This window comes from Microbulbifer variabilis, from assembly GCF_052468405.1.
Genome location: NZ_CP174343.1, coordinates 3,951,519 through 3,977,664 on the forward strand (window position 1 = coordinate 3,951,519; position 26,146 = coordinate 3,977,664).

A 26,146-nucleotide genomic window follows, 5' to 3' on the forward strand; every position below is an offset into this window, starting at 1 on the left:
GGCTCTCGCCATGTTGAAATTAAATATTCGTCGCCGTGGACACGAGGAAGCAGAGCTGGACATCACCTCTTTTATGAGCCTGATGACTATCCTGGTTCCTGTACTACTGCTCAATATGGTGTTTTCCCATATTTCAGTTTTAAAACTCAATCTTCCTGGCATCAGTGATGGAAGCAGTAGTGCAACTGAACAGGAAAATCGACAGTTGGAACTGGTATTACGCACCGCACATGTTGATATCAATTACCCGGCCGGGCAACTAGTCAGGCGAGTGGAGAATACCGATGGTGAACCAGATATGGAAACTGTTTCCCTGATACTGCAGCAGATAAAGCGTAACTTAAGGGAAAAATCCATCGAGAAAGACGACTTGGTCATTCTTTCGGAAAAAGGTACATCCTATAAAACCCTGGTGGCAGCAATGGATACCGCACGCAGTTATCGAGCAGTAGTTGCCGCTTCAGTCGTCGATGCCGAGTTGTTCCCACAGATTTCCCTGGGCGATGCCCCCCAGCAAACAACCGTAGCGGGGAAATAAAATGATGCTTAACGCAGCCGCCAAATTACAGGAGCGGCGTCAGCGACAGAAACGACAGCAATCGAAGCTCAATCTGGTTTCTCTAATGGACATTTTCACCATCCTGGTATTTTTCCTGTTGGTGAACTCCACTAGCGATGTACAGGTTTTGCAAACAGACAAAACCATCAAGCTACCCAAGTCCACTTCCCAGCAAAAGCCGGAGGTCACTACGGTTGTGAGGGTCAATAACCAGCAACTATTCGTTGGTGATCGCATGATCGTGGGCATTAATAATATTGATGCTGGTAAGGAAAATATTGAACCCCTCTTGAAGGAACTGGAGTACCGCGCCGAACGCGCCGGTGAACTCAGCGACGAGCAAAAGCAAAGGGGACGCTCGGTCACCATTATGGGCGACGAGCAGGTTCCCTATGAGTTACTCAAACAGATTATGCAGACCTGCGCCCAGGCAGATTACCGCGATATCTCTTTTGCTGTAGAGCAGACAGCACCAATAGATCCTGCGGGGGTGGAAAGCTGATATGAGCACTGCAACCAGCCGCTATGCCCCTTGGCAACTACAGGAAACCCTGTTGCCCTGGTCTGCTTCCAACCAGGAAGACCAGCGCTTTGTAAAATTCCTGCGTGCAGGGCTTATTGTCTTCGCCGTTTGTGGTTCCGTCATTACCTTTGCTCCAGTGCCGGAGCTGACCAGAGAACAGGCAGAACGAGTGCCACCACAACTGGCCAAGGTTATCCTGGAGAAGAAGGAACTCCCAAAGCCTAAGCCCAAACCCAAGGCCAAACCCAAGCCTGAGGAAAAAAAGCCTGAGGCAGAGAAGCCCAAAGAAAAACCGGAACCAAAAAAAGTCGAGAAGGAAAAGCCGAAACCGGCTCCCAAACCCGAGCCCAGCAAAGTAGAGGCACCCCCTGTTGCCACTATACAAAAGGCGCGGGAAAAAGCGGCGAGCAGCGGCATCAACGCCCTGGCCGACGATCTATTGGATATGCGTGAGAGTTTTAACACGGGTGAGGTTACCCGCGGTCAGCTCAGTGCCGGTAACGCCACTGCCGCACAAACACAGCGCAATATGATCAGCGACAAATCCAAAACTTCGAGCGGCGGTGTCAGGGCCGGGAGCATCAGCACTGACACGGGAGGCGTCTCACTGGCGGGCCGACAAACCACCCGGGTTGAGCAGGCCCAGGCGAAGGGCTCCGCCAAGCAGGCAGCCAGGAGAGTCAGGGGTGAGAAGTTGGCGCGAACCGACAATGCCATTCGCGGCATAATGGAGGCCAACAAGGCGGCAATCAATGCGATCTACGATCGTGCCTTACGCCGTGATCCCACCCTGCAGGGTAAAATTACCGTGCAGCTGGTCATTGAAGCAAACGGCACTATTTCGTCCATCAAGTTGATAGAGAGTGAGCTGGACAACCCCGCCCTGGAGCGCAAGCTGCTGGCGAGAATCCGTATGATTAACTTTGGTGCTGCGGATGTTAAAGCCACAACCCGCAATTACTCTATCGACTTCCTGCCATCCTGATCAGGATTATGGATAAATGACATTGGCACAGCGCAGCAAACCTTTAAAGCTTGTCCGCTGTGCCAATTTCTCTTACGCACTGATTAATTCAAATCTGCAGCGTATTGTCGCAGTAGATGCAGAGGTACTATCTTCAGAGCTTTCACATGGGTACGCTGTAAAAAAACTCTCGGTGCCCTATCCTGCTGCTGGGCCTCCAACCAGCGGGCGGCGCACAGGCACCAGCGATCTCCCGGAGCCAATCCCGGAAACCCGTACTCCTCAATCGGTGTACTCAGGTCGTTGCCACGGCTGCGGGAAAACGCCAAGAACTCATCATTCACTTCCACACAAACCGTGTGGGAGCCTTGATCCTCTTTACAGGTGTTGCAGCAGCCATCGCGAAAAAAACCGGTCGTCGGCTCCAGGCTACAAGGAACTAAGGGGTCACCGAATACATTAACCGAGCTGTCCATTTCCATAATTAACCCTCCCGGCCCTGGTCACTGATTAGTTCGATATCCACCAACTGCCAGTGCAGCCCATTGCGCTGCATAAGCACACGTAATTCGGCGCGATCGTTCTCGCCATACTCGGCACTCAGGTGATTGATATCAGTAAAGCGCCAGCTCATGCGTTGCCAGCTACTATTGGAAGTGCCTCCTGTTTCCTGGTCATTTTCCAGGACAGGGGCAGCCTCTTGCTGAGAATCCTGGGCGAACAGCTCCCGCTCAAAAGCCTGCAAGTCCTCACCACCACGCAGTAATCTGGCAACACCTTCCGGGGTAATAAACTGTTGCAGCAATGGCCCCATAAAGAAATTGGCCCCAGCAGTCACTAGTTCATCAAATTCCTGTGGTATCGAATTGCCAATGGAGGAGCGCAGCTGACTTTGCAGGCGAAGCTTTAAATTGTCACGTAATACCGGAAAATCCACATAGCGTTCCAAGGTATCAATACTCTCTCGCCTTGTCTCAGGCTCATCTGCCACAGCCAACTGAGCTGCCCGCTGCAGCTGTTCGAGCGCATAAAAGGGCAACATCACGTAACCCGCAATCAGCAGCACCAGTACCACAGCCCCAGACCACAGTGTTTTCTTCATTATCACCTTCCTCTCAACCTATAAGTCGATTTTATGCTGAGAAAGGTTCATCACCTAATCCGCCACTGTGCTGGCGTGGCATTGTTCCCACATCGCGCCTGTGAGATATTCGCATCCAAGACTCTGCACGCCTACAAAATAAACCTTTAATGAGGACAATATAAGGATGAGTGATATCTACAAAGCTCCCGAGGCCGAGCTTGCTGGAGAGGGTGGAACTGGCGACTCTGGATCACTTGAGAAAGGCATTGCCGGGGATTATTCATTTTCTATTGGTGAAGCCATCAGCGAGGGCTGGCAGCTATCGAAAGGCAAGAAGCGCACAGTATGGTTTGCCATTATTCTCTATGTCATCGCAATTGCTGCAATCAGTTTTGTTGCCGGCCTTCTTACTGGTTACCCGGCATTTGATCCAGTAGAGGCCGGCAACGCTTCTCTCTCATCAACAATCATTTATAACCTGATCACTGCAATCGTAGGGGTTCCTCTGGTTGTGGGGATGATGATGGTGGGCATCAAGATCGCTCGTAAAGAAGAGACCTCTGGTACCGAAGTCTTCGCCCACTTCGACAAAATAGTGCCCTTGTGTGTGACTTACATCATCATGAGTATCCTGATGGCTATAGGTTTCCTTTTGCTGGTGATTCCGGGAATTTATCTGGCTGTTGCCTACATGATGGCTCTCCCCCTGGTAATAGATCAAAATCTGGGGCCCTGGAAAGCTCTGGAAGCCTCCCGCAAAGCCATTACTAAAAACTGGTTTGCTTTTTTAGGTTTCTTTATCGTATTGCTTCTTATCTACCTTGCGGGTGGTCTGGCACTGTTGATAGGTCTGATCTGGGCTATACCGCTGGCTTCTATTGCATACGGCGTCGCCTATCGCAAAGTCTTTGGCGGCCCCCAAGGGACATAATCCATTCGACCTGACAGGAGCGGTGGCTTGCTGGATACCACCTACAACGTCGAAACCCCCGAGGGAATCGACTTGCGTGCACGGGCCGCGGGGCCCGTGCCGCGAATTCTCGCCTTTGCGGTGGATTTGTTTTATCGCACATTGATACTGGCTGGGCTCGGTATAGCCCTGGCCTTTGCCGATACGGCAGGCATTGGTATCTGGCTCGTTTGCTCCTTCCTGTTGGAGTGGTTCTACCCGGTATTTTTTGAAGTGCTGCGCGGCGGTCAGACACCGGGGAAAAAAGCCTTTGGTCTGATAGTGGTAAACGACAACCTGACCCCTATTTCCTGGGGCGCCTCCATAGTGCGCAACCTGCTGCGCTTTGCTGATTTTCTCCCCTTTGCCTATGCTACCGGTGTTATCGCCATGACGATTGGGCGACACTTCCAACGCCTCGGCGACTTGGCTGCGGGCACCCTGGTTGTCTACCGGGAAGAGGACAAGGCACCCATAGCCCTGCCGGACAGCTCACCTGTGCCGCCACCACGCAACCTAAAACAACAAGATCAACGGGCCCTGGTCAGCCTGTTGGAACGCCACAATGACCTCAGTGAAGCCCGCCAACAGGAGCTCGCCAATTTACTCGAACCCATTACCCATAAGAGGGATGGCGCCGCGCTGGGTTATCTGCGCTCAGTAGGCAGTTGGCTATTGGGTGGCAGGGGCTAACGATTTATGCGACAGAGAGACTTCGAAAACCGCTATCGCGATAGCTGGGTGCAATTGGAAACCTGGTTAAAAGGCAGTGGCAAAAATACTGATGCAGCCACACTGGACCTACCCGCAGCCTATCGCGATTTATGCCAACAGCTGGCAGTGGCCAAGGAGCGACAATACTCCAACCGTCTAATTGACCACCTCAACCAGCTGGTAATGGCAGCCCATCACCAGGTCTACCGCCAGCAGACCCTGCGTCGCAAAGGCTGGCTGCACTACTTACTGTCGGGCTTCCCCCAGGCAGTGCGCGCCAACGGCCGAGTCGTAGCACTGGCCAGTGCCCTGTTCCTGCTGCCAGCACTGGTCATGGGCATCGGCACCTACAATAACGACGCACTGATTTATGCAGTGATGTCACCGGGGGACGTGCTATCCCTGGAGTCCATGTACGATCCAGGCAACCGCGTGCTGGGTCGCGAGCGTGGCTCCGACACCGATCTGGCCATGTTCGGTTTTTATATCAAGAACAATATCGGTATTGCTTTCCGCACTTTTGCCGGTGGCATCCTGTTCGGCCTCGGCTCCATTTTTTTCCTGGTTTTCAACGGTGTCTATCTCGGCGCGGTTTTCGGCCACATAACGCGGGTCGGCTTTGTCTCCACTTTTTATCCTTTTGTGATCGGCCACGGCGCCTTTGAACTAACCGCCATAGCCCTGGCCGGTGCCGCCGGTCTGCTTCTCGGCCGATCGCTGGTAGACCCAGGGCAACACCGTCGTGCTGTAGCCCTGCGCCTGGCCAGTATCGAGGCAATGAAAATCATGTATGGCACCTTCTTGATGCTGGTCATTGCCGCCTTCCTCGAGGCCTTTTGGTCATCCAGTACGGCGACTCCGATCAGTATCAAGCTGGGTGTCGGCAGCCTGCTGTGGTTACTGGTTTTTGCTTACTTCACCCTGGCTGGGCGCAGGGAGGAAAACAATGCAGGTTAAAAACCTGGCTGTGCAGGCGCGCCTACGGTCTCAGTGGGAATCCATCGACCTGGGGACGGCGCTGGCGAGAAAATATTGGCTGCCTTTATTCCTGGTGTGGCTGCTACCGGCCGCCCTGTTAATGGGTGCACTGGCAATGCTATTTCCCGGTGCTCCCGGTTGGTCGATGTTTGCTGTGTGGTGGCTTAAACCGGTTTTCGATCGCCTGCCTTTGTTTATGATCAGCCGCGCCCTATTCGGCTCACCGATATCGGCCTCGGCCGCTCTCAAACAGTTTTTCACGCAGAACCGTCACGACTGGCTGCTTTGGATTACCCTGCGCCGCCTGAGCCCAACCCGCTCTTTTGATCTGCCAGTCACCGTATTAGAGCAATCCAGTGGCAAAGCGCGTAGCACCCGTATCAGCATGTTGCACCGCAAGCATTCCAGCGCTGCCACCTGGCTGACGTTGACTGGTGTCCACCTGGAAGGGTTCTTCCTGGTGGCTGCATTTATCCTGATCTACCTGTTTATTCCCGAGCAGATAGCGGCCAACATCGATTGGCAGCCGATATTTAGAGGCGAAACTCTGGGGCTGGAGTGGATCTCTAACGTGCTCTACCTGTTTATCATGGCAGCGGTAGCTCCGTTTTACATCGTCTCGGGTTTCTGTCTTTATATAGGCCGGCGTATTGAACTTGAGGGCTGGGATATTGAAATCCAGTTCCGCGATTTGGTTCAGCGCCACCAGCGCGAACATCGGCCGCGTCAACGCGGCATTACCGGAAACTCGGCCGCATTACTCCTGGTTTTTACGCTCTCCTTCGGCTTCCTGGCTTCAGCACCGGATATAAAGGCAGACGCATTGGAGACATCTCAGCAAGCGCAACAGCACATCGATGAGATTCTCGCAGGCGAGGATTTTCACCGGGTGGAGGAGATCAGTGGCTGGCGCCTGAAGGAGAGGGAAAGCAGGGAACAGAAAATTCCCGAGTGGCTGATTGAATTTATTGAGTGGTTGTTAAACCGCTCTCCTGATGACGACAATGCCTCCACTTCCAGCTGGGGCCCTACTATTGCCCGTATCATCGAGATCCTGTTATGGATTGGTGTAATCGCAGGGGTGATCTACCTGGGCTGGCGCCATCACGACACCATCCTGAAGAATCTGCGCTGGCAGCGCAAACCCAAGCCAAAAGCCGCCGTGCCAGAAACCCTGTTCGGACTCGATGTACGCCAGTCGAGCCTGCCCGACGATGTGTGCGCAGAAGTGCTGCGCCTGTGGCAGACAGGGGAACAGCGAGCTGGCCTCGGTCTACTGTATCGAGCCACCCTGTCCCACTTGATTGAGGATTTCCAGTTTCACTTTGGCGATCATCTCACCGAAGCAGAATGTGCCCAGCTGGTACACCGGCGCCAGAGCGAGCCCGCGGAAGACCTGCCTTCAGTGACGGCTCCACTGAGCCAGTTTGTACAACAGCTCACCAGCGATTGGCAGCAGCTGGCCTATGCCCACCGTAGTCCGGTCGATGCTCGAATGAGGGCATTGTGCCAGGAATGGCAAGAGGTATTCCGCAATGACAGTTAAACGTCTGTTGATCGGTATCCCACTGCTACTCTGTGCGCTGATGGTATGGGGGTTTTTAACGCTTTTTGAGCGCTACACCGAAGAGCGGGACCGCGGTTGGGCCCCGGAGGCGAGGCGCAACTGGTTCCTGGCAGCGGAGCAGTACCTGGCAGCTTTAGGATTGGAGCCTCGCCAGGCGGAAAACATTTCCGTATTGAATGAACTCTCCCCGGACGCCACCCTATTTATCTCCGATTCATCCCAGGTATACAACCCACAACGAGTGGATGAGCTGCTGGATTGGGTGAGTAGTGGCGGCCATGCCATTGTAGTGGCACGCACGGAGGGTTTTGATTTTGAGGAGCAGCGCAGCGAGGAGCGCGACTGGCTACTGGAGGCATTGGATGTCTCCATCATGGAGGGGCATGGGGAGTACTTCTTCGACAACCCTCTACAACAGCTGCTCGGAGAGGACGCAGAGCTGAGCCCTGAACAGAGCCCTGGCGAAGCCATGCGCGAATACAACCGCAGAATTGACGAAGGCGATTTCCCAGAAGAGAAAAAAGCTGAGACCAGTGGAAAGAAACCCCGCAATCCGGATGTAGGGCCGGAAGACCTGGTCAATCTACCCACAGATAATAGTGGCGAGATCCAATTGCATTTTAATGCCAGCCACCTGCTCTATCACCCAGGGCTGGACGACAATACTGTCGCGGGGGCACCGGTATTCTGGGCCAGGGTGTGGCGCGACGACGAGGCTGTGCCCTTTATACAATTCGAGCGTGGCCGCGGAGTTATTACCCTGCTGACTGACAGCGAAATCTGGCAATCTCACCGTATAGGACACTTCGATCACGCCTATTTCCTACAACTGTTAGCAGGTAATGGGGAATTTGTCTTCCTGACCCGCCCGCGCTTTGATTCTCTCAGTTACCTGGCGCGCAAGTATGCCGCAGAGTTTTTCCTCGCCGGTGCCCTGGCCCTGCTCGGTTGGCTGTTATTGCGCGCGCGCCGCTTTGGCCCCCTGCAACCGGCACCGGAAACCGCGCGTCGGTCCCTGCTGGAACATATCTCTGCCTGTGGCCACTATTACTGGCGCCATGATCGCTGCGAACAGCTATTGCGCGGTCGGCGCGCTGAACTTTTACGCCTCCTAAGGGCCACTGATGCCGATTCCACGGACCGGCACAAACTGGCTGTGAGACTCAGTGCCGCTACGGACCTAAGCGAACACAAAATCATCGCCAGCCTGTGGGGCTCACCGGCTACCAGCGAAGAAATTTTTACTGAACAAATGCGCAATCTGCAGCGAATCGAGGCAGCCCTATGAGCGATACTACCCTTCAACCAGAACAGCAAACCCACCGCGACACGCCTGACTGGCAGGCCGCCTCAGCCCAACTGCAGTTACTGCGCAACAATATCAATCGCCTGCTGATTGGCCAGGAACAAGTCGTTGACCAGGTATTGGTGGCCCTGCTGGCTTCCGGCCATGTACTGTTGGAGGGCGTGCCCGGCCTCGGTAAAACCCTATTGGTACGTACCCTGGCCAACTGTTTTGGCGGCAGTTTCCGCCGTATTCAGTTCACCCCAGACCTGATGCCAGCGGACGTCACCGGCCACGCCATGTACAACATGGGCGAGAGTCGCTTCGAAGTGCGCCGCGGCCCGGTCTTCACCAATCTGCTGCTGGCAGACGAAATCAACCGCGCGCCGGCCAAAACCCAGGCGGCTCTGCTCGAGGTGATGCAGGAGAAACAGGTCACTATCGACGGCACAGCGCTGCCTGTCCCCAGCCCCTTTATGGTGCTCGCCACACAGAACCCTATCGAGCAGGAGGGCACCTACCCTCTGCCAGAGGCGGAACTCGACCGTTTTCTGCTCAAGGTCCTGATCGATTACCCCAGCCTGGAGGCGGAGCTGCGACTGGCTGCTGCTGCCAGTAGTGGGCGTATAGAACAGCGCCTGCAGGAAAAGCCGACCGGTGAAATAACCATCGAGCAGCTGCAGCAACTACAAACACTGGTCCCCCAGATAGCCTTGGACCAGCAAGTACTGGACTATGCAGTGCGGTTGGTTCGTGCCACACGGGAGGCCACCCAGCTGCGCAGCCCAGCGGGCCCAAGAGCGAGCATTGGCTTGTTACAAGCGGCCCGCGCCAGCGCCCTGTTGCAGGGACGCGAGTTCGTTCTGCCCGACGATATCAAGGCGATGGCAATTCCGGTAATGCGCCACCGTGTCAGCTTATCCCCGGATATGGAGATCGACGGTGAAACCGCTGACAGCGCCCTGGCGCAGATTGTCGACAGTGTCGAGGCGCCTCGGCTGTGACCCAAAGTGCTGCCGCCACAGAGGCACAAACTGCCCCAATTCAGCATGGTCATCCGGGACCCAGCCAACGCCTGGTGAAACTCCTCAGTTACTGGTGCCTGGCCGCTCTGGTGATCAGTATTGCGCGCATCTGGATACCCGCAGCAACGGCACTGATCGAGACAGCTTGGTGGACAGGCGGGACCCTGCTGATCGGTGCTGCACTTTTGGACTTCCTTACCGGCCGCAGAATCACCGGGCTTGAGGGCGAACGCCGGCTGCCAAATAACCTGGCCCTTGGCGTGCGCAACAGCGCACGCTTGAAATTGCGCAACAACGGCCCGCGTACTTTACAACTCTCCGTCTGTGACAGCGTGCCACAACAACTGGCAACTACTGGTCTACCGCGGAGGGCAAAGTTACAGCCGGAACAGGAGGTCTCTGTTGAATACTCCCTGGTACCGCATCGCCGTGGTAGTGCCAATTTCGGTCGGATAGAGATCCTCGCTGATTCCCCTTGGGGCCTGTGGCAAACCCGACTATGGCTTGGTCGAGAGCAGTCAGTAAAGGTTTACCCCAACTTTCTCGGTATCTCCTCATTGCAGGCCCTTTCCACAGAGCAGACCCTGCGTATGCTCGGTTTGCACCAGCAACAGCGCCGTGGAGAGGGCATGGACTTTCGCCAATTGCGTGAATACCGCCAGGGTGACAGCCAACGCCAGGTGGATTGGCGGGCCAGCTCACGCCTGCGCAAGTTGATCAGTCGCGAATATCAGGACGAGCGCGACCAGGAAATTATCTATATGCTCGACTGCGGTCGACGTATGCGCGCCAAAGACGGGGGGCTGAGTCATTTCGACCACGCATTGAACGGTTTATTATTGTCCGCCTATGTGGCAATTAAGCAGGGAGATGCTGTTGGTCTGCACGCCTTCGCCGCAGGCCAAGACAGCTCTGGGGGGCAGCTGCCACCAGTCAAAGGGGAAAACGCGATCAATCTGCTGCTGAATAATGTCTACGATCTGCACTCCGGAACCGGTAGTGCCGACTACAGCGGCGCAGCCCAACAGCTCCTGACCAAACACAAGCGTCGCTCACTGATTATCCTGATCACCAACTTGCGCGATGAAGACAGTGTGGAGCTACTTGCCGCAGTGCGGCTTCTCACCCGTAATCACCTTGTGATGGTGGCAAGTTTAAGGGAAACCGCTGTGGACCGCCTTGCCCAAAAACCTATCGAAGACTTTTCCGGAGCTATAAAAGGGGCCGCTGCACAGGATTTCTTGCACCGACGCGCTCGCCTGCTTCAACAGTTACAGGCCTGCAATGTACTGGTTGTAGATTCACGCCCGGAGCTTCTCCACCAAGCCTTGGTGGAAGCCTACTGGTGCCTTAAGCGTAGCGGCAAAATCTAATCGGTAACCCTTTGGGGAAATTTTCCGGCCTGAGACAAGTAGCGCCAGTTAAGGGATAATAGCGATGTACTAAAAACAACAATTCCCAAACGCAGGGAGCGTAACACAAACATGTCCCGGCTCACTATCGACCAACTCGACCGCGCAGAGGTAAAAACCTCCCCTTATCCTCATTTCTACCTGGAGCGATCTCTGGCCTCTGACGATGCTACTGCTCTTATCAAAGAGTTCCCATCATTACAAAAGGGCGGTAGCTTCAATATCGCAGATGTGGAGGCCTCGGATCGCCTGCGCCATTTTATCCAACAGTTCGACAGCGCCAAGATACGAAAAATACTTGGGGAAAAGTTCGATCTGGATCTTTCTGATAAACCCATGATGGCAACCCTGCGAGGATATTCCCGAGCAAAGGACGGACGGATTCATACAGATTCGAAGAGTAAATTAATTACTGTGCTTATTTACCTTAACGAGGAATGGCCATCGCCCACCGGGCGACTGCGTATTCTACGCAATGGGGATGATATGGAGGACTATACCGATGAGCTGATCCCTGGCCCGGGTTCTCTACTGGCTTTCAAGGTGACAGACAATTGCTGGCACGGCTACCCAAGCTATGAGGGCAAGCGGCAGTCAATCCAAATCAACTTCCTTACCGGCGATAGAGCAAAAAACAAGCACCAGTTTTTCCATGGAATCAGTGCAAAATTGAAATCCATATTTCGCTAATTTAGCAAAAACATTTTTATGAACTGATAAATATCAAGTCAAAGGATAAAAACGGCGATAACATTATTTATCCGGTGATGGAATTTTCCTCTCCAGCAGGAAAACCTGTTGCCACTTGGCACCGGGAAACTAAAATAGATCCCGGCAAATCACAGATCCGCTATTTATGAGCCGTAAACGCACCCTTCAAAGCTGTCCGCGCCTGTCCCGATGGCAGACGTTGTTGCTTTTATTGGCATTTCTCAGCGTTCGCGGCTTGGTACCGGCTGGATTTATGCCAGCTGCTTTTGCAGCTGGTACGCCCTATGGCCTGTGCCATGGAGATAGTCGCAGCGCCTTGCTTTTAAATGCGCTGGCTACCCCACCTACCCTTGAGCACCATCACAATCACCAGGCTGAACACAGTAGTGGCCATAATCACGATGCGTTGACCGCGCATTCGTTTGCCGACAATCACTGTAATTTTTCCGCCGCTGCTACTGTTGCCAGTGTCCCAGTAGCAGACTTGGATTTATTTTCTGAAGGGCAAACACCTCGCACTTCAACCCCCGGCTTCAACTTAGTTTCTGCCGTCGCCTACACTTTACCCCTTATTCGCGCCCCTCCCCGGCCATCCATTATTTAAATATTTTTCGACTGTTTATGTCGTAATTTCCTGAGGCTCCGTAATTCATAACCACTGCTTGTCAGTATGTGGCTTTGACCTGCGTCCGCACATATAGCCTCAGAGGAAAAGGAGCTCCAGCTGGCCCTATTTGCCAGCAGGGAGAAACCCGCGCTCACCTGAAAAATGGGTGCGCCAATGCCTGTGCTCACGATGCAGGCAAATGATGGATAGATCAGAATGCAAAAAGTGATTAAAACCAAGCCTCTCAAGAAAAAAACTGCAGAGAAATTATCCGATGGATTTCACCTGCCCACTCCGCTCGCACTTGCGATTTTTGCCAGTTGTGCCTACCCAAGCAGTCTGTTTGCCAGTGAGACAACTGAGAGCAAGGATAAGGAAATGGAGCAGATGGTTGTTACTGGGGTAAAAACTGAGCTGCCCTTAAACCTGGTGACAGATCCGAAAAAACCGCGTCAGCCATTACCTGCTAATGATGGTGCCGATTATCTGAAAACCATTCCCGGATTTACTGTAGTGCGCAAAGGCGGAACCAGTGGCGATCCATTGCTTCGCGGCATGGGTGGCTCAAGACTGGGGATGCTATTGGATGGTGAATCCATGATGGGAGGCTGCCCTGGCCGTATGGACCCCCCTACTGCTTATATATTTCCCGAGAGTCTCGATGAAATCGAAGTAGTAAAGGGACCACAAACTGTCTTACACGGTCCCGGTAACTCCGCGGGGGTAGTGCTGTTCAAGCAATTGCAGGAACGCCCCACAAAAAATGAATGGGATATGCACGCGAGTCTGCTCGCCGGCAATGCTGAGAGAAAGGATGGGCTACTCGATATCGCCTATAAAACTCCACAGTTCTCTCTACGTGGGTCAAGCTCTTCAGCCTCTGCTGACGATTATGAAGATGGCGATGGTAACAAAGTGCATTCCAATTATGAGCGATGGAGCGGCATGGTAAACCTTGCCTGGACTCCTGATGACGATACCCGCCTGGAATTTGACAGCGCTTTTAGCGATGCCGAGGCGGCCTATGCCGACCGTGGCGTGGATGGCAGTAAATTTGCGCGTGAAAATTATAAAGCCAAATACCGCCACAGTAATATCGGCGATCTGTTGAATGCCATCGAAGTGCAGGTGTATTACAACTATATCGACCACATAATGGATAATTACAGTCTGCGTGAACCCTCGGGAATGACTGCTAACCCCATCGCGATGAATTTAGACAGCGAAACACTGGGAGGCAAAGTAAGCCTACAACTTACCCCTGTAGATAATATCGAACTGGCTACTGGGCTGGACATGTGGAAAAACCGCCACCGTGGTCGTATGAGCATGAACCAGGCGAGGCTCGATTACCGCCAACTCAACTGGGATGCGGATGCGGAATTTTCCCAGCTGGGCATTTTTTCCGAAGCCAGTTGGCAGTTTGCTCCCGATCAGCGCTGGATCGCCGGTGCCAGACTGGATGATTGGGAAGTGAAAGATCTACGAGAGACCATCTCGGTCTCTATGATGTCCAAAGTAGATAACCCGACCGCTGGAGAGAGTCGCTCCGAGCAGCTACATAGCGGTTTTATACGCTACGAATTGGCGCTGCCGAGTGCCCCCAACAGTTCTACCACTCTTTATGCCGGACTCGGATACAGTGAGCGTTTCCCGGATTACTGGGAAATATTCGTCCGAGAAGGAGAAAACTCCTACAGTGCGCTCGATATTAATTCGGAAAAAACCACCCAATTGGATATCGGATATATTTATCGTAGCGAAAAGCTATCCGCCAGTATATCTACCTTCACCAGTGACATTCGAGATTATCTACTGGTCCAAAACGATTATCAGAAAGCAGCTGTACCCATGGGGATGGGTGACATGACTTCTATGAGCAGTGATATGGACATGGGGGAAAGCACAGATATCCGTACCACTGCCGTAGTCCGTAATGTGCAAGCCCGCACCTGGGGGCTGGAGCTGGATGCCAGTTACCAGCTGAGTGAAAACTGGCGCACGGAGTTAACCCTTACATCTGTACGCGGCGCCAACGACACAGACAAAACCACCCTGGCCCAACTTCCACCACTGGAAACCCGCCTGGGCCTGCATTATGAGCAGCCCCAATGGTCTGCTGGCGTATTGTGGCGGGCCATATCCAGTCAGGATCGCGTGGATATCGGCAAAGGCAATATTATCGGCCAGGATTTTGGCACAACGGATTCTGCCGATGTTCTCTCTATTAATGCAGGATGGCGGCCCGGTAACAGTTTGCTGATCACTACCGGTATCGACAACCTACTGGACGAAACCTACGCGGAGCATGTCAGCCGTGCCGGTGCAGAAATTCCCAACTTTCCACAGATATCAAGGGTAAATGAGCCTGGTCGTACTTTTTGGCTAAAGGCAGTTTATCGAATCTGAGATTCGGGGCTCCTTGTGAGCCCCATCTCTCTACCTGATGTTTGCAAAGCCAGTCACATGATTACGACTTAATACAGGTGGAAAAGAGGAAAATAGCAGCCGGCATTAAGTTATTGATAAGGTATTGCAAAAACGAATAAATTTATTGTTTTAAAAACGATAGGAAAAGTTCAAAGTCAACGTGCGCAGGTGTCCTAAATTTACTCTGTAAACAGAACCAATATCGTTATAGTTGTACTCCAGTGAAGTATCAAAATCCTGGGTCCACATAAAACGGTAACCAACCCCTAGATTCCAGAAGGTATCACTGCCACTGGCATCGATGACATGATAATAATAACCATCGTAATACCATTCATCATACCGATCCCCAAAGTGCCATTTGTCTTCATGGTGATACCAGTAACCATATTTGCGCACATCATTTAGATCAATATCTGCATAATTCCAGCCCGCCATCCAATAGAGGCATTGCACATAGCAGTTCAGGGTGAAATCAATCTTAAAATTAAGCCCAATTTGGCTGATATCCACATGGTTATCATCGAAGCGTGAGGCACGTAGTTCTACCTGCCATACCCCCACTGCCGGAGTAATACCAACGCTGGCATATCCAAAGAAATCCCTGTCACTATTGAGTTGCAGCTCTCCAGAGCCCAGTCCCAAGGTGCCAATAACCCGGTACTCCCCAGATTCAATTCCATCGAAGGGGTTGTTCCACTCTACCGCACTGACTAAAGGGGCAAGCAGCATGGATAGAAAACACAGAACCACTCTCATTACCACCATCCTTGTAAGGCATCCCCGATACAAGCGCATAGTAAAAATCTATGCACTTTCGACATCAATAATGGCCCAAATGCCACCGGCAAAAGCCGGGTTTTCCTTCAGACTGTCCATCTCCTGAGGCTTGGGCACCGGTTCTCCTGCTCGACGCAGCTCCTCAAGGCGCTGAAAGATAGTCTCCGCCATTTTCTGCAAAGCGCCATCAAGAGTTTCGGCATAGCAATGACAATGCGGAAGGTCTGGCGCTATGGCACCAAAGCCGGCGTATTCAATATTGTGAAGCACAACCGGATAGCGCATTGGAAATTACTCTTATGCATTAACTTTCCAAAGCGTAGACGGGTTTCTATTGCCTGGAGTTTTTTTGGTAATAGAAATCAACGATTTTTTCAGAAAAATTTCTGGCTGTTTTTCCGTACAAAAACTGAGAGGAATAAGGAAATAATTCCACTATCAAGCCTCCATGAAACCCCTTACAGGAAAAATAAAACAGGATTTCCAGAAATCTATCCAGTACTTTTTTATGACTACCAAGGGAGTTTATAAAGGGGAAACTATTGATAAATATTGCCCGGTCGAAAGTGCAAATATGTCACTAAGGGGATTTTAGCAGTTTGAAATCAACGTAATATTCAACGGGGCATACGCCCCAGTAAGGCTCGGCGGAAAAAAACCATGCCATTGTAGGTTCGTTTCAGTAAATCCTGAGTTTCAGAAAATCCATCCTCAAGTGTTTCTGAGCGACGCTGTAACCAATCAATTTCCTGCTCCAGTTGCCGTCGTAGACAGCGTATATCATTAATTTGGCTAACCGCCGATTTCACCTGGTTGGACATGATGACGGCCTTTTTGAAATTGCGCACTTACGCATAAATATTCTGGAAGCGCCCCGCTACAGAAACGCGGGGCAAAGCAAGATTAGTTCACCGAGGATTCACTCGCGAGTAGTTCCTGCCAGTCAAAAGATTTATCTCCAATGACATAAAAGAACGGGTTAAGCAGGGAGTCCTTGCTGTTGTAGCGCAAAAGCTGAAATTGCTCGTCAATCACAGTGCCACCAGCGGCCTCAACTACAGCCTGCGCCGCTGCGGTATCCCACTCACAAGTTGGAGCCAGACGCGGATAGAGGTCCGCTGCGCCCTCTGCCACTAGGCACAATTTCAGGGAGCTGCCCATATTTTTGCAAGCCACTGTTCCCAGCTTGGCCTCTATACGCTCCACTAACTGATCCACGGCGCCAGCACCATGGCTGCGACTGGCAACCAGTTCAACTGCCTCACCAGCATCCAGGCGCGGTTTCAGCGGCCGTACATGGATTTCTGATTCGCCCGACTCGGTGCGTTTGAAGGCTCCCGAATCCTTGCAACCGGCATAGGTAATTTCCAAAACCGGCACGTGCACCACCCCCAGAATTGGCTCACCATTTTCAATTAAAGCCACATTTACCGTGAATTCTCCAGTACGGCGAATAAACTCTTTGGTGCCATCCAGAGGGTCGACAATCCAGTAACGTTGCCATTGGCTGCGCTCTGCAAAAGAAGGCATTTCCTGTTCTTCAGATAGTACTGGCACACCCTCGATCAGCTCTGCCAATGCCGGGGCCAGTATTTTGTGCGCAGCGAGATCAGCTGCAGTAACCGGTGAATCATCCGCCTTGGTGTCGATCTCCAGTTCAGCATTGCTGTGGTAAACCTCTAAAATCGCCTCACCGGCGCGTTTGCAGCTTTCAATCACCTGCTCCAATAATGCCTTATTCATTAAAAAAACTTCCTATTTTCAGTGACCGCCATAATAGGGTTTCAGGCGGAAAACAAATCTTTTACTGAAAGGTAGCGCTCCCCGCTATCGTAACTGAACACCAGTACCCGGCTACCCGGAGCAAACTCGCCCTCACGCTTTTTCACTGCGGCCAGGCTGGCGCCGGAAGAAATACCAATGAAAATTCCTTCCTTCACCGCACATTGACGCGCCATTTCAAAGCTGTCTTCCTCACTCACGAGAACAGTGCCATCGAGTACTTCGGTATTGAGCACCTCCGGAATAAAACCAGCGCCAATGCCCTGCAAGCGGTGTAAGCCTTTCTCCCCACCGCTGATTACCGGTGACTTGTCCGGTTCGACCGCAAAAACCTGCAATTTGGGGAAACTCTCCTTCAGGACTTCACCACAACCGGTAATATGACCACCAGTACCAACACCGGTAATCAGGTAATCCAAACCTTCGGGAAAGTCTTCCAGGATTTCTTTCGCAGTGGTACTCCTGTGCACCTGAGCATTTGCGCGGTTGCGGAATTGCTGTGGCATCCAACTGTGTTGATGCTGGGATAAAAGCTCCTCAGCTTTGGCAATAGCGCCTCCCATACCCTGCTCCTTGGGCGTCAGGACCAGCTCAGCCCCCATCGCTTTCATTACCTGGCGGCGCTCCAAAGACATGGACTCAGGCATGGTAAGGATCAGACGATACCCTTTTACTGCTGCCACCATCGCGAGACCTATACCGGTATTGCCTGAAGTGGGTTCGATAATAACGCCGCCAGGCTGCAAAATACCGCGGCGTTCTGCATCCTCAATCATCGCCAGGGCAATACGATCCTTAATACTGCTCCCCGGATTAAAGCGCTCCACTTTCATCCACACCTCAATATCGGGGCGGAACATATGGTTAATTCTTACATGTGGGGTATTGCCGATGGTTTCCAGAATATTGGCTGCCTTCATCGATGAAGCTCTCCGTTAATGACGTCCACGGCATACAAACCAACCTGCCGGGACAATAAATGTCAGTTCGCGAATATTAACCCAGATGCTGCGCATCCTGAGATTTCACAGGTAAAAATCCAAGACTGCTGAGAAAGCTGTTAGATTCCCTCCGGGGATTACATCGGATAACAATAAACAGATCTCAAAGAGTACCGCTATGACCATCAATGCCACTACCACTTCACAGTCAGAGTATCTGTCTCCGGCCACATTCATACTTTGCGCAGCCCTCTTTATGCTGCTAGAAGGCTTAGGGGTTCAGGGCCTGTGGATGGCTTCGCTGAAAGCCCTGCCTATTGCGATACTCGGTCTCATGGCACTGCGCCATCTGGGTGGGCTCACCCGCCGTCTAACCCTCGTGGCCCTGTCCTTTTCCGCCCTGGGCGATGTGCTGCTGGAAATGGATTTTCATAATCAGTTTGTCTTTGGCCTTGGGGCTTTCTTATTAGCGCAACTGGTCTATGCCGCAAACTTCCTGCGCTTTGCGAACTTCCGTAACAGGCGCAGCCTGCTGCGTATTGTGCCAGTAATCCTTGCAGCGGTATTGTTGGCACAACTGATTCTTCCAGCTACGGGAGAGCTGGCGCCGGCGGTATTGGTTTATTTGCTTGCAATCGTCGCTATGGCTCTCGCAGCCGCAGCTCACCGTGGGCACTCTGGCCTGCTGTTCACTGGGGCACTTGTTTTTCTGTTGTCCGATACACTGATCGCCCTGAATAAGTTCATCACGCCGCTACCCTTTGCCGATACGGCAATCATGCTTACCTATTACAGTGCGCAACTTGCCATCCTGTACGGAGTCCGTCGGGCGCAGGCATAATAGGCCCTGTCATTGGGAGGAGACGCAAGCCAGCTACACTTTGGCTTCCCGCCCTCACCATAAGGAGGTAGACAGGCCGCATGCTCGACTGGCGAAGTATCAATACCGTATTACTGGATATGGACGGCACCCTGCTGGATTTGCACTACGATAACCACTTTTGGCTCGACCATCTGCCAAAGCGCTATGCGCAGGTACACGGTCTGGACCCAAAGCAGGCACAGCTAAAGCTTGAGAAGGAGATCGATGCACGCCGCGGCACTCTCGAGTGGTACTGCCTGGACTTCTGGGCTGAAGCGTTGCAGCTGGATATCCTGGCCATACTGCGTGAGATTGAAGGACGTATTGCCCTGCGCCCTCACACAGAGGCCTTCCTACAGGGCCTGCAACAGCTTCAAAAACCCACCTTCCTCGTCACCAATGCGCACCGCCTGGGGCTCGACCATAAGCTGGAGATCACCGGAATCGGCCGCTGGTTTGACGATATTATTTCCTCCCATGACTATGGACATGCCAAGGAAAGCGAGCACTTTTGGCACGCCCTGCGCAAAGAGGTGGGATTTGATCCCGAGCGCACTCTCTTCGTGGATGACAACCAAAGTGTGTTGGCTGCGGCACAGGATTATGGCATCGCCAACCTGCTATGCATTCGCCAGCCGGATAGCCGGGGGCCCAGGCGGGAAGTAACCGACTTCCCGGCCATCCATCACTTCGATGAAATAATGGCCCTGGAGACAGGCGCCACTCATACCGGCCAGGGATAAAGCAACACCCAGGCAACGCACTCAGTAAAATTTCGGATTAAATGGAAAAAGTACGTATCGACAAGTGGCTCTGGGCCGCACGTTTCTTCAAGACCCGCAGTATCGCCAAGCAAGCTATCGATGGGGGCAAGGTGCACGCCGATGGCCAGCGAGTCAAAGCCAGTAAGGAAGTCTCCGTTGGAGCCGTCCTGAGTATTCGCCAGGGCTGGGACCAGCTTGAGGTCGAAGTTATCGCACTATCCGACCAGCGTCGCAGCACCGACATCGCCCGCACCCTTTACCGCGAGACCGATGAAAGTATCGACCGACGTGAACGCGAGCGCAGCGAGCGCCAGGCAGCCAATGCGGGTATCCAGCGTGAACGCCCCAATAAGAAGCAGCGCCGCCAGATTCACCGTTTCCTGCGTGAGCAGAAGTAGGCCCAAATAATCAATGTGGTGAAAATTCCGCCATCATTTTTTATAGCTGCTACACTGGCCCAACTTAACCCGATAGAAAACAGCCATGATGAAACGACTGATCGCCATCTCCCTGCTGCTTCTGCTCGGTATGCAGACCGCTGCCGCAGACAGCCGCGAACACGAACAACTAAAACGCTCAATCATCAAGATTTACACCACTGCCGCTGCCCCGGATTACTTTAATCCCTGGGCCCTGTTAAACCCCAAGCAGCTATCCGGTTCCGGTGCAGTTATCCGCGATCAACAGATCCTCACTAACGCCCATGTCGTGGCCAATGGCAGTTTTATCCAGGTGCAGCGCCATGGGGATGCGAAGAAATTCCGCGCACGAGTAAAGTTTGTCTCCCACGACGCCGATCTTGCACTGCTGACAGTGGACGATGAAAGCTTCTTTACCGATACCCGCCCCCTAACACTGGGCAAGCTGCCAGATCTGCAGGAGGAAGTGACTGCCTATGGTTATCCCATCGGTGGTAAATCCCTATCGATTACCCGCGGTGTGCTATCCAGGGTAGAGCACCAGTATTACGCCCACGCAGAAAGTTACCTGATGGCCGGCCAGATCGATGCCGCCATCAACCCCGGCAATAGCGGCGGTCCAGTCATTTCCAATGGCCGTATTGTCGGTGTGGCCATGCAGACCAACCAAAGCGCCGAAAACCTGGGCTACTTCGTACCCCCAAGCGTGATTGCCCATGTGCTCGAAGATGCGAAAGATGGCGTTCATCAGGGCTTTCCAGAGCTGGGAGTAGTTACCCAAAGCCTCGAGAGCCCCTCCATGAAAAAAGCCGCCGGTCTCAGTGAAGATCAGGATGGCGCCATGGTAGTAAAGGTATTCAGTGATGCCCCGGTGGCGGAAGTGTTGAAACCTGGCGATGTGCTGCTGGAAGTGGATGGCTTCAAGGTGGCCGCCGATCGCACAGTAGAGTGGCGTGAAAATCAGCGCACCAACTACCACTATGCCGTAGACCGTCACCACGTGGGAGACGCGCTGCCTGTGCGCTTTTCCCGAAACGGCGAGGAGCAAACCGCTCAAGTGACTCTGGCGGCTGCCCCCCCTTCCCGTGCACTGGTACTCAGTGAGCAATTCGACCAACAGCCGCGCTACTACATTTTTGGTGGTGTGGTATTCGTGCCCCTTAATATGAATTTGATCAAGCGCTGGGGGAACAACTGGCACTCCAAGGCCCCTATTGATTACCTTTATGCGCGCAACCAATGGAGCGAGGAAAACCGTCGCGAGCTGGTGGTAGCCCTTAAGGTACTGCCCGCTAATGTCAATTTGGGTTACCACGACTGGAAGAACTGGATTATTGACTCGGTGAATGGTCACAGCGTCGCTGACTTCGACGAATTCGCCCAATTAATGGAAACCAATAAATCCGACTTCGTGGAGCTGCGAGATCGCTCCGGCTACCGCATGGTACTGGATGCCGCAGAGGCCCAGGAACAAGAGCCGCTGATCCTACAGACCTATCATATCCCCCAGCGACACTCGCAAGGGCTGTTCAGCCAGCTGGCCAATAAAGAAAAATAAGGCCCTTACCTGGGCCAGGGAGATACAGTGAAGCCGCTAAGAGGAACCTTTCTATTTACTGTCTGGCTCGGCGGCATGCTAATAGCTGCCGCTGTGAGCTCTGCAGAACTCTACCGCTGGGTAGATGAGGATGGGCGAGTGCACTTCAGTGACCGTCCCCCCGCAGCGGGCAAGGCCGAGAATATCTCCGGTAAACTGGGGCCCATCAACTCAGCCGAAGCCACACGGAAACGGGAAAGTCTGTTCAACCCCAGTTCAGCCAGTATTGACCGGGAGTACGAACAGCGCCAACAGAAGGAACAGCAAGCCCGCCAGCAGGAAATGGAGCAGCTTTGCGCCAAGGCGCGCCAGCGCCTGGCGACCCTCAACGGACGAGTTGCCTTTATTGACAGAAATGGTAAAGAAGTACACGTTACGGGGCTCGAGCGCCAGGAAATGGCCAAAAAGCTCCAGCGCCAGATCGCCAGTCGTTGTGGCTGAGCACTTTTCAGGCTATCGCATTCAGCCGGTATTCCCTGTACCGGCGCCATAATTGCCCAGGCCAGCTACCATTTAGGGATATCCACCTCTAAAATCCCGCGGTTTAAACACCGAGGCATTCGATCTATGTCCGATCAGCTGGAACGCTTTATCTTCTCCAAACACGATATTCGCGGGCAGATGGTGACCCTAACTGAATCCTATCGCGAAGTGCTGGAGCACAACCCCCTACCGGCACCGGTAGCGCGTCTGCTGGGTGAATTCCTGGCCGCAGCCTGCCTGCTTTCAACCACTCTTAAATTCGATGGTGTACTCAGCATACAAGCCCGTGGAGAAGGGGATTTACCTTTGATCATGGCTGAATGTACCCACCACAGCGACTTGCGGGGTATCGCCCGAGTGGCCGAAGATGCACAGATTGACGATGACGCAACCCTGGGCCAAATGATCGGCAGCCGCGGCGCGCTCGCTATTACTCTGGAACCTAAACGGGGTGAACGCTACCAGGGCGTAGTGCCCATGGAAAAAGAGAACCTGGCTGGGTGCCTGGAAGACTACTTTACCCAGTCGGAACAACTGGATACCCGCTTCTGGCTGGAATGCGATGGCAGCAGTGTTGGCGGCATTATGCTGCAGGTGTTGCCAGGCAATAATGCCGCTAGTGCAGAGGAAAACCGCGATGCCTGGGAAACCGCTCTGCACCTTGCCGATACGGTAACTGATAAAGAGCTGTTTACAGTTCCCCACGAGGAACTGATTCACCGCCTGTTTCATCAGTTGGAGCCGGCCACCCTGGGTACCGACAGCATCCGCTTCAAGTGCAGCTGTTCACGGGAGCGCAGCGCGAGGGCATTGATGTCCCTGGGTGCCGAGGACGTTTTCAAACTATTGGATGAGCAGAACGGCGAGATTGTTTCAGATTGTCAGTTTTGCAATGCCCAATACCGCTTCGATCGCGACCAGATTGAATCCCTTCTAAACGCCCCCCCCCACACTCTGCACTGAGTGGGCTGCCCGGGCGGGGGCTCCATCCCCCGCCAATTACTATCTACAAAATAGGGTTATTAGCACCACCATTATTCACAAAACAAATTCTACAAGAATAACCCATACATAAAACTGATGAATGATTGCTAAATTTATGGTGACAGCGCTGTCAAAGAGCAAAAAATGACCGTCTTTGCTATCCGCTTATTTTGAATTTTGCCATAATGCGCCCCCCAAATTTTGCCTGGCTGCCTAATACTTGGGCAGCCCTAATATTTTTACTATCCAACATTCACGGGTAATCGACGAATGGCACAGATCGACGACACCGCGCTGGTTTTCAAGAACCTATCACCAGCACAATTGGTAGAGCAGGCTCTTACGCGCGGCGAGGGCAAATTATCTGACACAGGCGCGCTGGTCACTGAAACCGGCGCCCGTACCGGCCGTTCCCCAGCGGACCGCTTCGTTGTGGAAGAGCCCTCCACCGCCGACAGCATCGCCTGGGGCAATGTGAACCGCCCCTTTCCGCAGGATAAATTCGATGCCCTGTGGGACCGTGTAGAGGCATTTGTCTCCGGTGGTGACAGCTTCGTGCAACAGCTCCATGTTGGCCAGGACGAAGATCACTACCTGCCGGTTGTCGTAACCACCCAGACCGCGTGGCACAACCTGTTCGGCCGCAACATGTTTATCCGCGCTGAGAAGTACAACCCCAAGGGCAAGGAAGAATGGCGTATCCTGCACGCACCGAACTTCGTGTGTGAGCCCGAGCGCGACGGCACCAACTCCGAGGGCTGTGTAATTATCAACTTTGGCCAGCGCAAAGTTCTGCTGGCTGGCATGCGCTACGCCGGTGAAATGAAGAAGGCAATGTTCTCCGTTCAGAACTTCCTCCTGCCGGAAAAAGACGTAATGCCCATGCACTGCGCTGCCAACGTTGGTGAAGACGGCGACACCTGCCTGTTCTTTGGCCTGTCCGGCACCGGTAAGACCACCCTATCCGCCGACCCGGAACGCTACCTGATTGGCGACGATGAGCACGGCTGGACCAAGGGTGCAGTATTCAATATGGAAGGTGGTTGCTACGCGAAAACCATCGACCTGAGCCAGAAGAATGAGCCGGTAATCTGGGATGCCATTCGTTTCGGGGCCATCGTTGAGAACGTGGTAACCAACGAACACGGCACTGCTGACTACTGCGACACCAGCCTCACCGAAAATGGCCGCTGCTCCTACCCACTGGAACACGTGGAAATGCGCCAGCTGGAGAACCGCGCCGGAGAGCCGAAAAATGTAATCTTCCTCACCTGTGACGTATCCGGTGTATTGCCCCCGGTATCCATCCTCTCCAAAGAGGCTGCGGCATACCACTTCCTATCTGGTTACACCGCGCGCGTGGGCTCTACCGAGCTAGGTGCAGAAGCCGGTATTCACCCGACCTTCTCCACCTGCTTCGGCGCACCTTTTATGCCGCGCGCTCCTCGCGAGTACGCCGACCTGCTGATGAAGCGCATCGAGGACTTCGGCTCCAAGGTTTACCTGGTCAATACTGGCTGGACTGGTGGTTCAGGCAATAATGGCAAACGTTTCCCGATCCCAGTAACCCGCGCAGTAGTTGCCGCTATCCAGAACGGCGCGCTACAAGGCACCGCCACCGAGCACCTGGAAACCCTGAACCTGGACATTCCTTTGGAAGTACCGGGTGTAGACAAAGCCTACCTGAACCCACGCGAAGCCTGGGATGACAAGGCAGCCTACGACGACCAGGCCGGCAAGCTGGCCAAACTTTTTGCCGAAAACATTGAGAAATTCAATGTGAACGATGAAGTGAAGAACGCCGGTCCCAAGGCCTAAGTTCCACTTCCCAGAACACTCCACAACGATATCAAATCGCTGAGGAGTCTAAAAAGCCCCAAGGCCGCAAGGCCTCGGGGCTTTTTTATGCACAGTTCAGCCCACCCTACGCAACTGCCCCGCCGAATTTTGCAGCTATAGTGTTTAAACAAACGCCGACGATTTGGGCGCCTGCGGATCGAAGCCCCGCTTCGCAGTACAGCTCCAGGAGCAGAAGTCTCAGCTCATGTCCGCTGACAAATTTTTGATACGTTTCAACATACTGTACCCATACCGGCCGTCCGGTCGCAGGGTTAACCGGGTGGTGGTTGTATTCCTGACACTGCTGCTGGCTTCAATATTGCTGATACTGTGGCTTTTTCTCTACCAAAAGTCCCTGGATAAGCCCTATGTGGAGATAAGGGGCCATCGTGTTGCCAGCGCAGATAATTTTGATGGATTCCTGCGCTACGGCGACAACCGGGAACGGGTACAGGCTCTCAGTCGCTACCTGGCGAGCCGGGGTATAGCAAATGTTGTCCCGGTAAGTAGCTTGCTACGCCAGGGCGGCGGATGGATAGAATTGAGAGAACCTCCTTTTGCTATTCCACCCCAAAGCGAGTGGCACAACATAGTCAAAACTTTGACACTACTGCGGGATCAGATCATTCCTCTAATTGGCTCTGTAGATGTGGTCGCAGGATTTCGCAGTGACGCTTATAACCGCAAGCTGGAACACAGTGACAAGGCCCATCATCGAGACTTTTGTGCCCTGGACCTGATCCCCAAATCGAATATCAGTCACCGGGAGCTAGTGGAGGAATTGCGCGCCCTTCACGCGCGCCTCGGCCCGGAGAGCAATTTCGGCCTCGGCCTCAGCGATGGAGTGCGCTTCCATATCGACACCTGCGGCTATCGCATCTGGTAAT

General features: G+C 53.2%; 28 protein-coding genes. 21 read left to right on the plus strand and 7 right to left on the minus strand.

What is annotated here, in order from left to right; translation table 11 throughout:
- The first annotated feature begins 10 nt into the window (after positions 1 to 10).
- From ACJJJB_RS17850 to ACJJJB_RS17860, 3 genes are read left to right on the plus strand one after another with little or no spacing between them, the layout of a single operon-like run.
- The gene (locus ACJJJB_RS17850; RefSeq protein ID WP_020414157.1) at positions 11 to 538 is read left to right on the plus strand and encodes an ExbD/TolR family protein; all 528 of its coding nucleotides are present in this window, start codon (positions 11 to 13) and stop codon (positions 536 to 538) included.
- Position 539: 1 nt separating this feature from the next.
- Positions 540 to 1,061: a biopolymer transporter ExbD gene (locus ACJJJB_RS17855; protein WP_020414156.1), complete on the plus strand. Its 522-nt coding sequence runs from the start codon at positions 540 to 542 to the stop codon at positions 1,059 to 1,061.
- Between the two features lies 1 nt (position 1,062).
- Entirely contained in the window at positions 1,063 to 2,067 is a 1,005-nt protein-coding gene (locus ACJJJB_RS17860) for an AgmX/PglI C-terminal domain-containing protein (protein ID WP_020414155.1), read from the plus strand.
- 83 nt (positions 2,068 to 2,150) lie between these two features.
- Here ACJJJB_RS17860 and ACJJJB_RS17865 read toward each other — a convergent pair whose 3' ends face one another.
- Both ACJJJB_RS17865 and ACJJJB_RS17870 read right to left on the minus strand, forming a co-directional pair.
- On the minus strand, positions 2,151 to 2,528 hold the full coding sequence (locus ACJJJB_RS17865) for a DUF2237 family protein (RefSeq protein ID WP_020414154.1): 378 nt from the start codon (positions 2,526 to 2,528) through the stop codon (positions 2,151 to 2,153).
- Positions 2,529 to 2,530: 2 nt separating this feature from the next.
- Positions 2,531 to 3,148: a DUF2939 domain-containing protein gene (locus ACJJJB_RS17870; protein ID WP_445365254.1), complete on the minus strand. Its 618-nt coding sequence runs from the start codon at positions 3,146 to 3,148 to the stop codon at positions 2,531 to 2,533.
- Between the two features lie 166 nt (positions 3,149 to 3,314).
- On the opposite strand from ACJJJB_RS17870, the gene ACJJJB_RS17875 reads away from it, so the two are divergent.
- From ACJJJB_RS17875 to ACJJJB_RS17920, 10 genes are all read left to right on the plus strand, one after another.
- Positions 3,315 to 4,061, plus strand: a complete 747-nt coding sequence (locus tag ACJJJB_RS17875) for a hypothetical protein (RefSeq protein ID WP_020414152.1) — start codon at positions 3,315 to 3,317, stop codon at positions 4,059 to 4,061.
- A gap of 27 nt (positions 4,062 to 4,088) precedes the next feature.
- Complete coding sequence (locus ACJJJB_RS17880) at positions 4,089 to 4,772, plus strand: RDD family protein (RefSeq protein ID WP_282952188.1); 684 nt, start codon at positions 4,089 to 4,091, stop codon at positions 4,770 to 4,772.
- 6 nt (positions 4,773 to 4,778) lie between these two features.
- Complete coding sequence (locus ACJJJB_RS17885; protein ID WP_445365255.1) at positions 4,779 to 5,750, plus strand: stage II sporulation protein M; 972 nt, start codon at positions 4,779 to 4,781, stop codon at positions 5,748 to 5,750.
- Positions 5,740 to 7,317 carry a DUF4129 domain-containing protein gene (locus ACJJJB_RS17890; protein WP_445365256.1) on the plus strand — a complete coding sequence of 526 codons (1,578 nt, stop codon included), beginning with the start codon at positions 5,740 to 5,742 and terminating at the stop codon, positions 7,315 to 7,317. The genes ACJJJB_RS17885 and ACJJJB_RS17890 overlap by 11 nt, the downstream gene beginning before the upstream one ends.
- The gene (locus ACJJJB_RS17895) at positions 7,307 to 8,626 is read left to right on the plus strand and encodes a DUF4350 domain-containing protein (RefSeq protein WP_353375488.1); all 1,320 of its coding nucleotides are present in this window, start codon (positions 7,307 to 7,309) and stop codon (positions 8,624 to 8,626) included. The genes ACJJJB_RS17890 and ACJJJB_RS17895 overlap by 11 nt, the downstream gene beginning before the upstream one ends.
- Complete coding sequence (locus ACJJJB_RS17900) at positions 8,623 to 9,627, plus strand: AAA family ATPase (protein WP_445365257.1); 1,005 nt, start codon at positions 8,623 to 8,625, stop codon at positions 9,625 to 9,627. Before ACJJJB_RS17895 ends, ACJJJB_RS17900 begins: the two co-directional genes overlap by 4 nt.
- Entirely contained in the window at positions 9,624 to 11,021 is a 1,398-nt protein-coding gene (locus ACJJJB_RS17905) for a DUF58 domain-containing protein (RefSeq protein WP_445365258.1), read from the plus strand. The genes ACJJJB_RS17900 and ACJJJB_RS17905 overlap by 4 nt, the downstream gene beginning before the upstream one ends.
- 111 nt (positions 11,022 to 11,132) lie before the next feature.
- On the plus strand, positions 11,133 to 11,750 hold the full coding sequence (locus tag ACJJJB_RS17910) for a 2OG-Fe(II) oxygenase (RefSeq protein WP_020414145.1): 618 nt from the start codon (positions 11,133 to 11,135) through the stop codon (positions 11,748 to 11,750).
- A 166-nt stretch (positions 11,751 to 11,916) separates the two neighbouring features.
- The gene (locus ACJJJB_RS17915; RefSeq protein ID WP_445365259.1) at positions 11,917 to 12,375 is read left to right on the plus strand and encodes a hypothetical protein; all 459 of its coding nucleotides are present in this window, start codon (positions 11,917 to 11,919) and stop codon (positions 12,373 to 12,375) included.
- A 219-nt stretch (positions 12,376 to 12,594) separates the two neighbouring features.
- Complete coding sequence (locus tag ACJJJB_RS17920) at positions 12,595 to 14,787, plus strand: TonB-dependent copper receptor (protein ID WP_445365260.1); 2,193 nt, start codon at positions 12,595 to 12,597, stop codon at positions 14,785 to 14,787.
- Positions 14,788 to 14,937: 150 nt separating this feature from the next.
- Here ACJJJB_RS17920 and ACJJJB_RS17925 read toward each other — a convergent pair whose 3' ends face one another.
- From ACJJJB_RS17925 to cysK, 5 genes are all read right to left on the minus strand, one after another.
- On the minus strand, positions 14,938 to 15,567 hold the full coding sequence (locus tag ACJJJB_RS17925) for an outer membrane beta-barrel protein (protein ID WP_445365261.1): 630 nt from the start codon (positions 15,565 to 15,567) through the stop codon (positions 14,938 to 14,940).
- A 48-nt stretch (positions 15,568 to 15,615) separates the two neighbouring features.
- A complete protein-coding gene (locus tag ACJJJB_RS17930; RefSeq protein ID WP_020414141.1) occupies positions 15,616 to 15,873 on the minus strand; it encodes a type II toxin-antitoxin system HicB family antitoxin in 258 nt (85 codons plus the stop codon).
- 332 nt (positions 15,874 to 16,205) lie between these two features.
- Positions 16,206 to 16,409 (minus strand): hypothetical protein, encoded by a 204-nt coding sequence (locus ACJJJB_RS17935; protein ID WP_445365262.1) that lies wholly within the window; start codon positions 16,407 to 16,409, stop codon positions 16,206 to 16,208.
- Positions 16,410 to 16,491: 82 nt separating this feature from the next.
- Positions 16,492 to 17,331: a 3'(2'),5'-bisphosphate nucleotidase CysQ gene (gene cysQ / locus ACJJJB_RS17940; RefSeq protein WP_282952180.1), complete on the minus strand. Its 840-nt coding sequence runs from the start codon at positions 17,329 to 17,331 to the stop codon at positions 16,492 to 16,494.
- A gap of 41 nt (positions 17,332 to 17,372) precedes the next feature.
- Complete coding sequence (gene cysK / locus ACJJJB_RS17945) at positions 17,373 to 18,290, minus strand: cysteine synthase A (RefSeq protein WP_444902479.1); 918 nt, start codon at positions 18,288 to 18,290, stop codon at positions 17,373 to 17,375.
- A gap of 199 nt (positions 18,291 to 18,489) precedes the next feature.
- On the opposite strand from cysK, the gene ACJJJB_RS17950 reads away from it, so the two are divergent.
- From ACJJJB_RS17950 to ACJJJB_RS17985, 8 genes are all read left to right on the plus strand, one after another.
- Positions 18,490 to 19,152: a lysoplasmalogenase gene (locus tag ACJJJB_RS17950; protein WP_282952179.1), complete on the plus strand. Its 663-nt coding sequence runs from the start codon at positions 18,490 to 18,492 to the stop codon at positions 19,150 to 19,152.
- A gap of 80 nt (positions 19,153 to 19,232) precedes the next feature.
- Positions 19,233 to 19,916, plus strand: a complete 684-nt coding sequence (gene yrfG / locus ACJJJB_RS17955) for a GMP/IMP nucleotidase (RefSeq protein WP_020414136.1) — start codon at positions 19,233 to 19,235, stop codon at positions 19,914 to 19,916.
- Between the two features lie 41 nt (positions 19,917 to 19,957).
- Entirely contained in the window at positions 19,958 to 20,335 is a 378-nt protein-coding gene (locus ACJJJB_RS17960) for an Hsp15 family ribosome-associated heat shock protein (protein WP_445365263.1), read from the plus strand.
- A gap of 85 nt (positions 20,336 to 20,420) precedes the next feature.
- The gene (locus tag ACJJJB_RS17965) at positions 20,421 to 21,914 is read left to right on the plus strand and encodes a S1C family serine protease (protein ID WP_020414134.1); all 1,494 of its coding nucleotides are present in this window, start codon (positions 20,421 to 20,423) and stop codon (positions 21,912 to 21,914) included.
- Positions 21,915 to 21,941: 27 nt separating this feature from the next.
- The gene (locus tag ACJJJB_RS17970; protein ID WP_445365264.1) at positions 21,942 to 22,394 is read left to right on the plus strand and encodes a DUF4124 domain-containing protein; all 453 of its coding nucleotides are present in this window, start codon (positions 21,942 to 21,944) and stop codon (positions 22,392 to 22,394) included.
- 126 nt (positions 22,395 to 22,520) lie between these two features.
- Entirely contained in the window at positions 22,521 to 23,399 is an 879-nt protein-coding gene (hslO, locus tag ACJJJB_RS17975) for an Hsp33 family molecular chaperone HslO (RefSeq protein WP_353375481.1), read from the plus strand.
- Between the two features lie 291 nt (positions 23,400 to 23,690).
- Positions 23,691 to 25,238, plus strand: coding sequence for a phosphoenolpyruvate carboxykinase (locus tag ACJJJB_RS17980; RefSeq protein WP_020414131.1), 1,548 nt, complete (start codon positions 23,691 to 23,693; stop codon positions 25,236 to 25,238).
- Between the two features lie 226 nt (positions 25,239 to 25,464).
- Positions 25,465 to 26,145, plus strand: coding sequence for a hypothetical protein (locus ACJJJB_RS17985; protein ID WP_445365265.1), 681 nt, complete (start codon positions 25,465 to 25,467; stop codon positions 26,143 to 26,145).
- The last annotated feature ends 1 nt before the right edge of the window (position 26,146 follow it).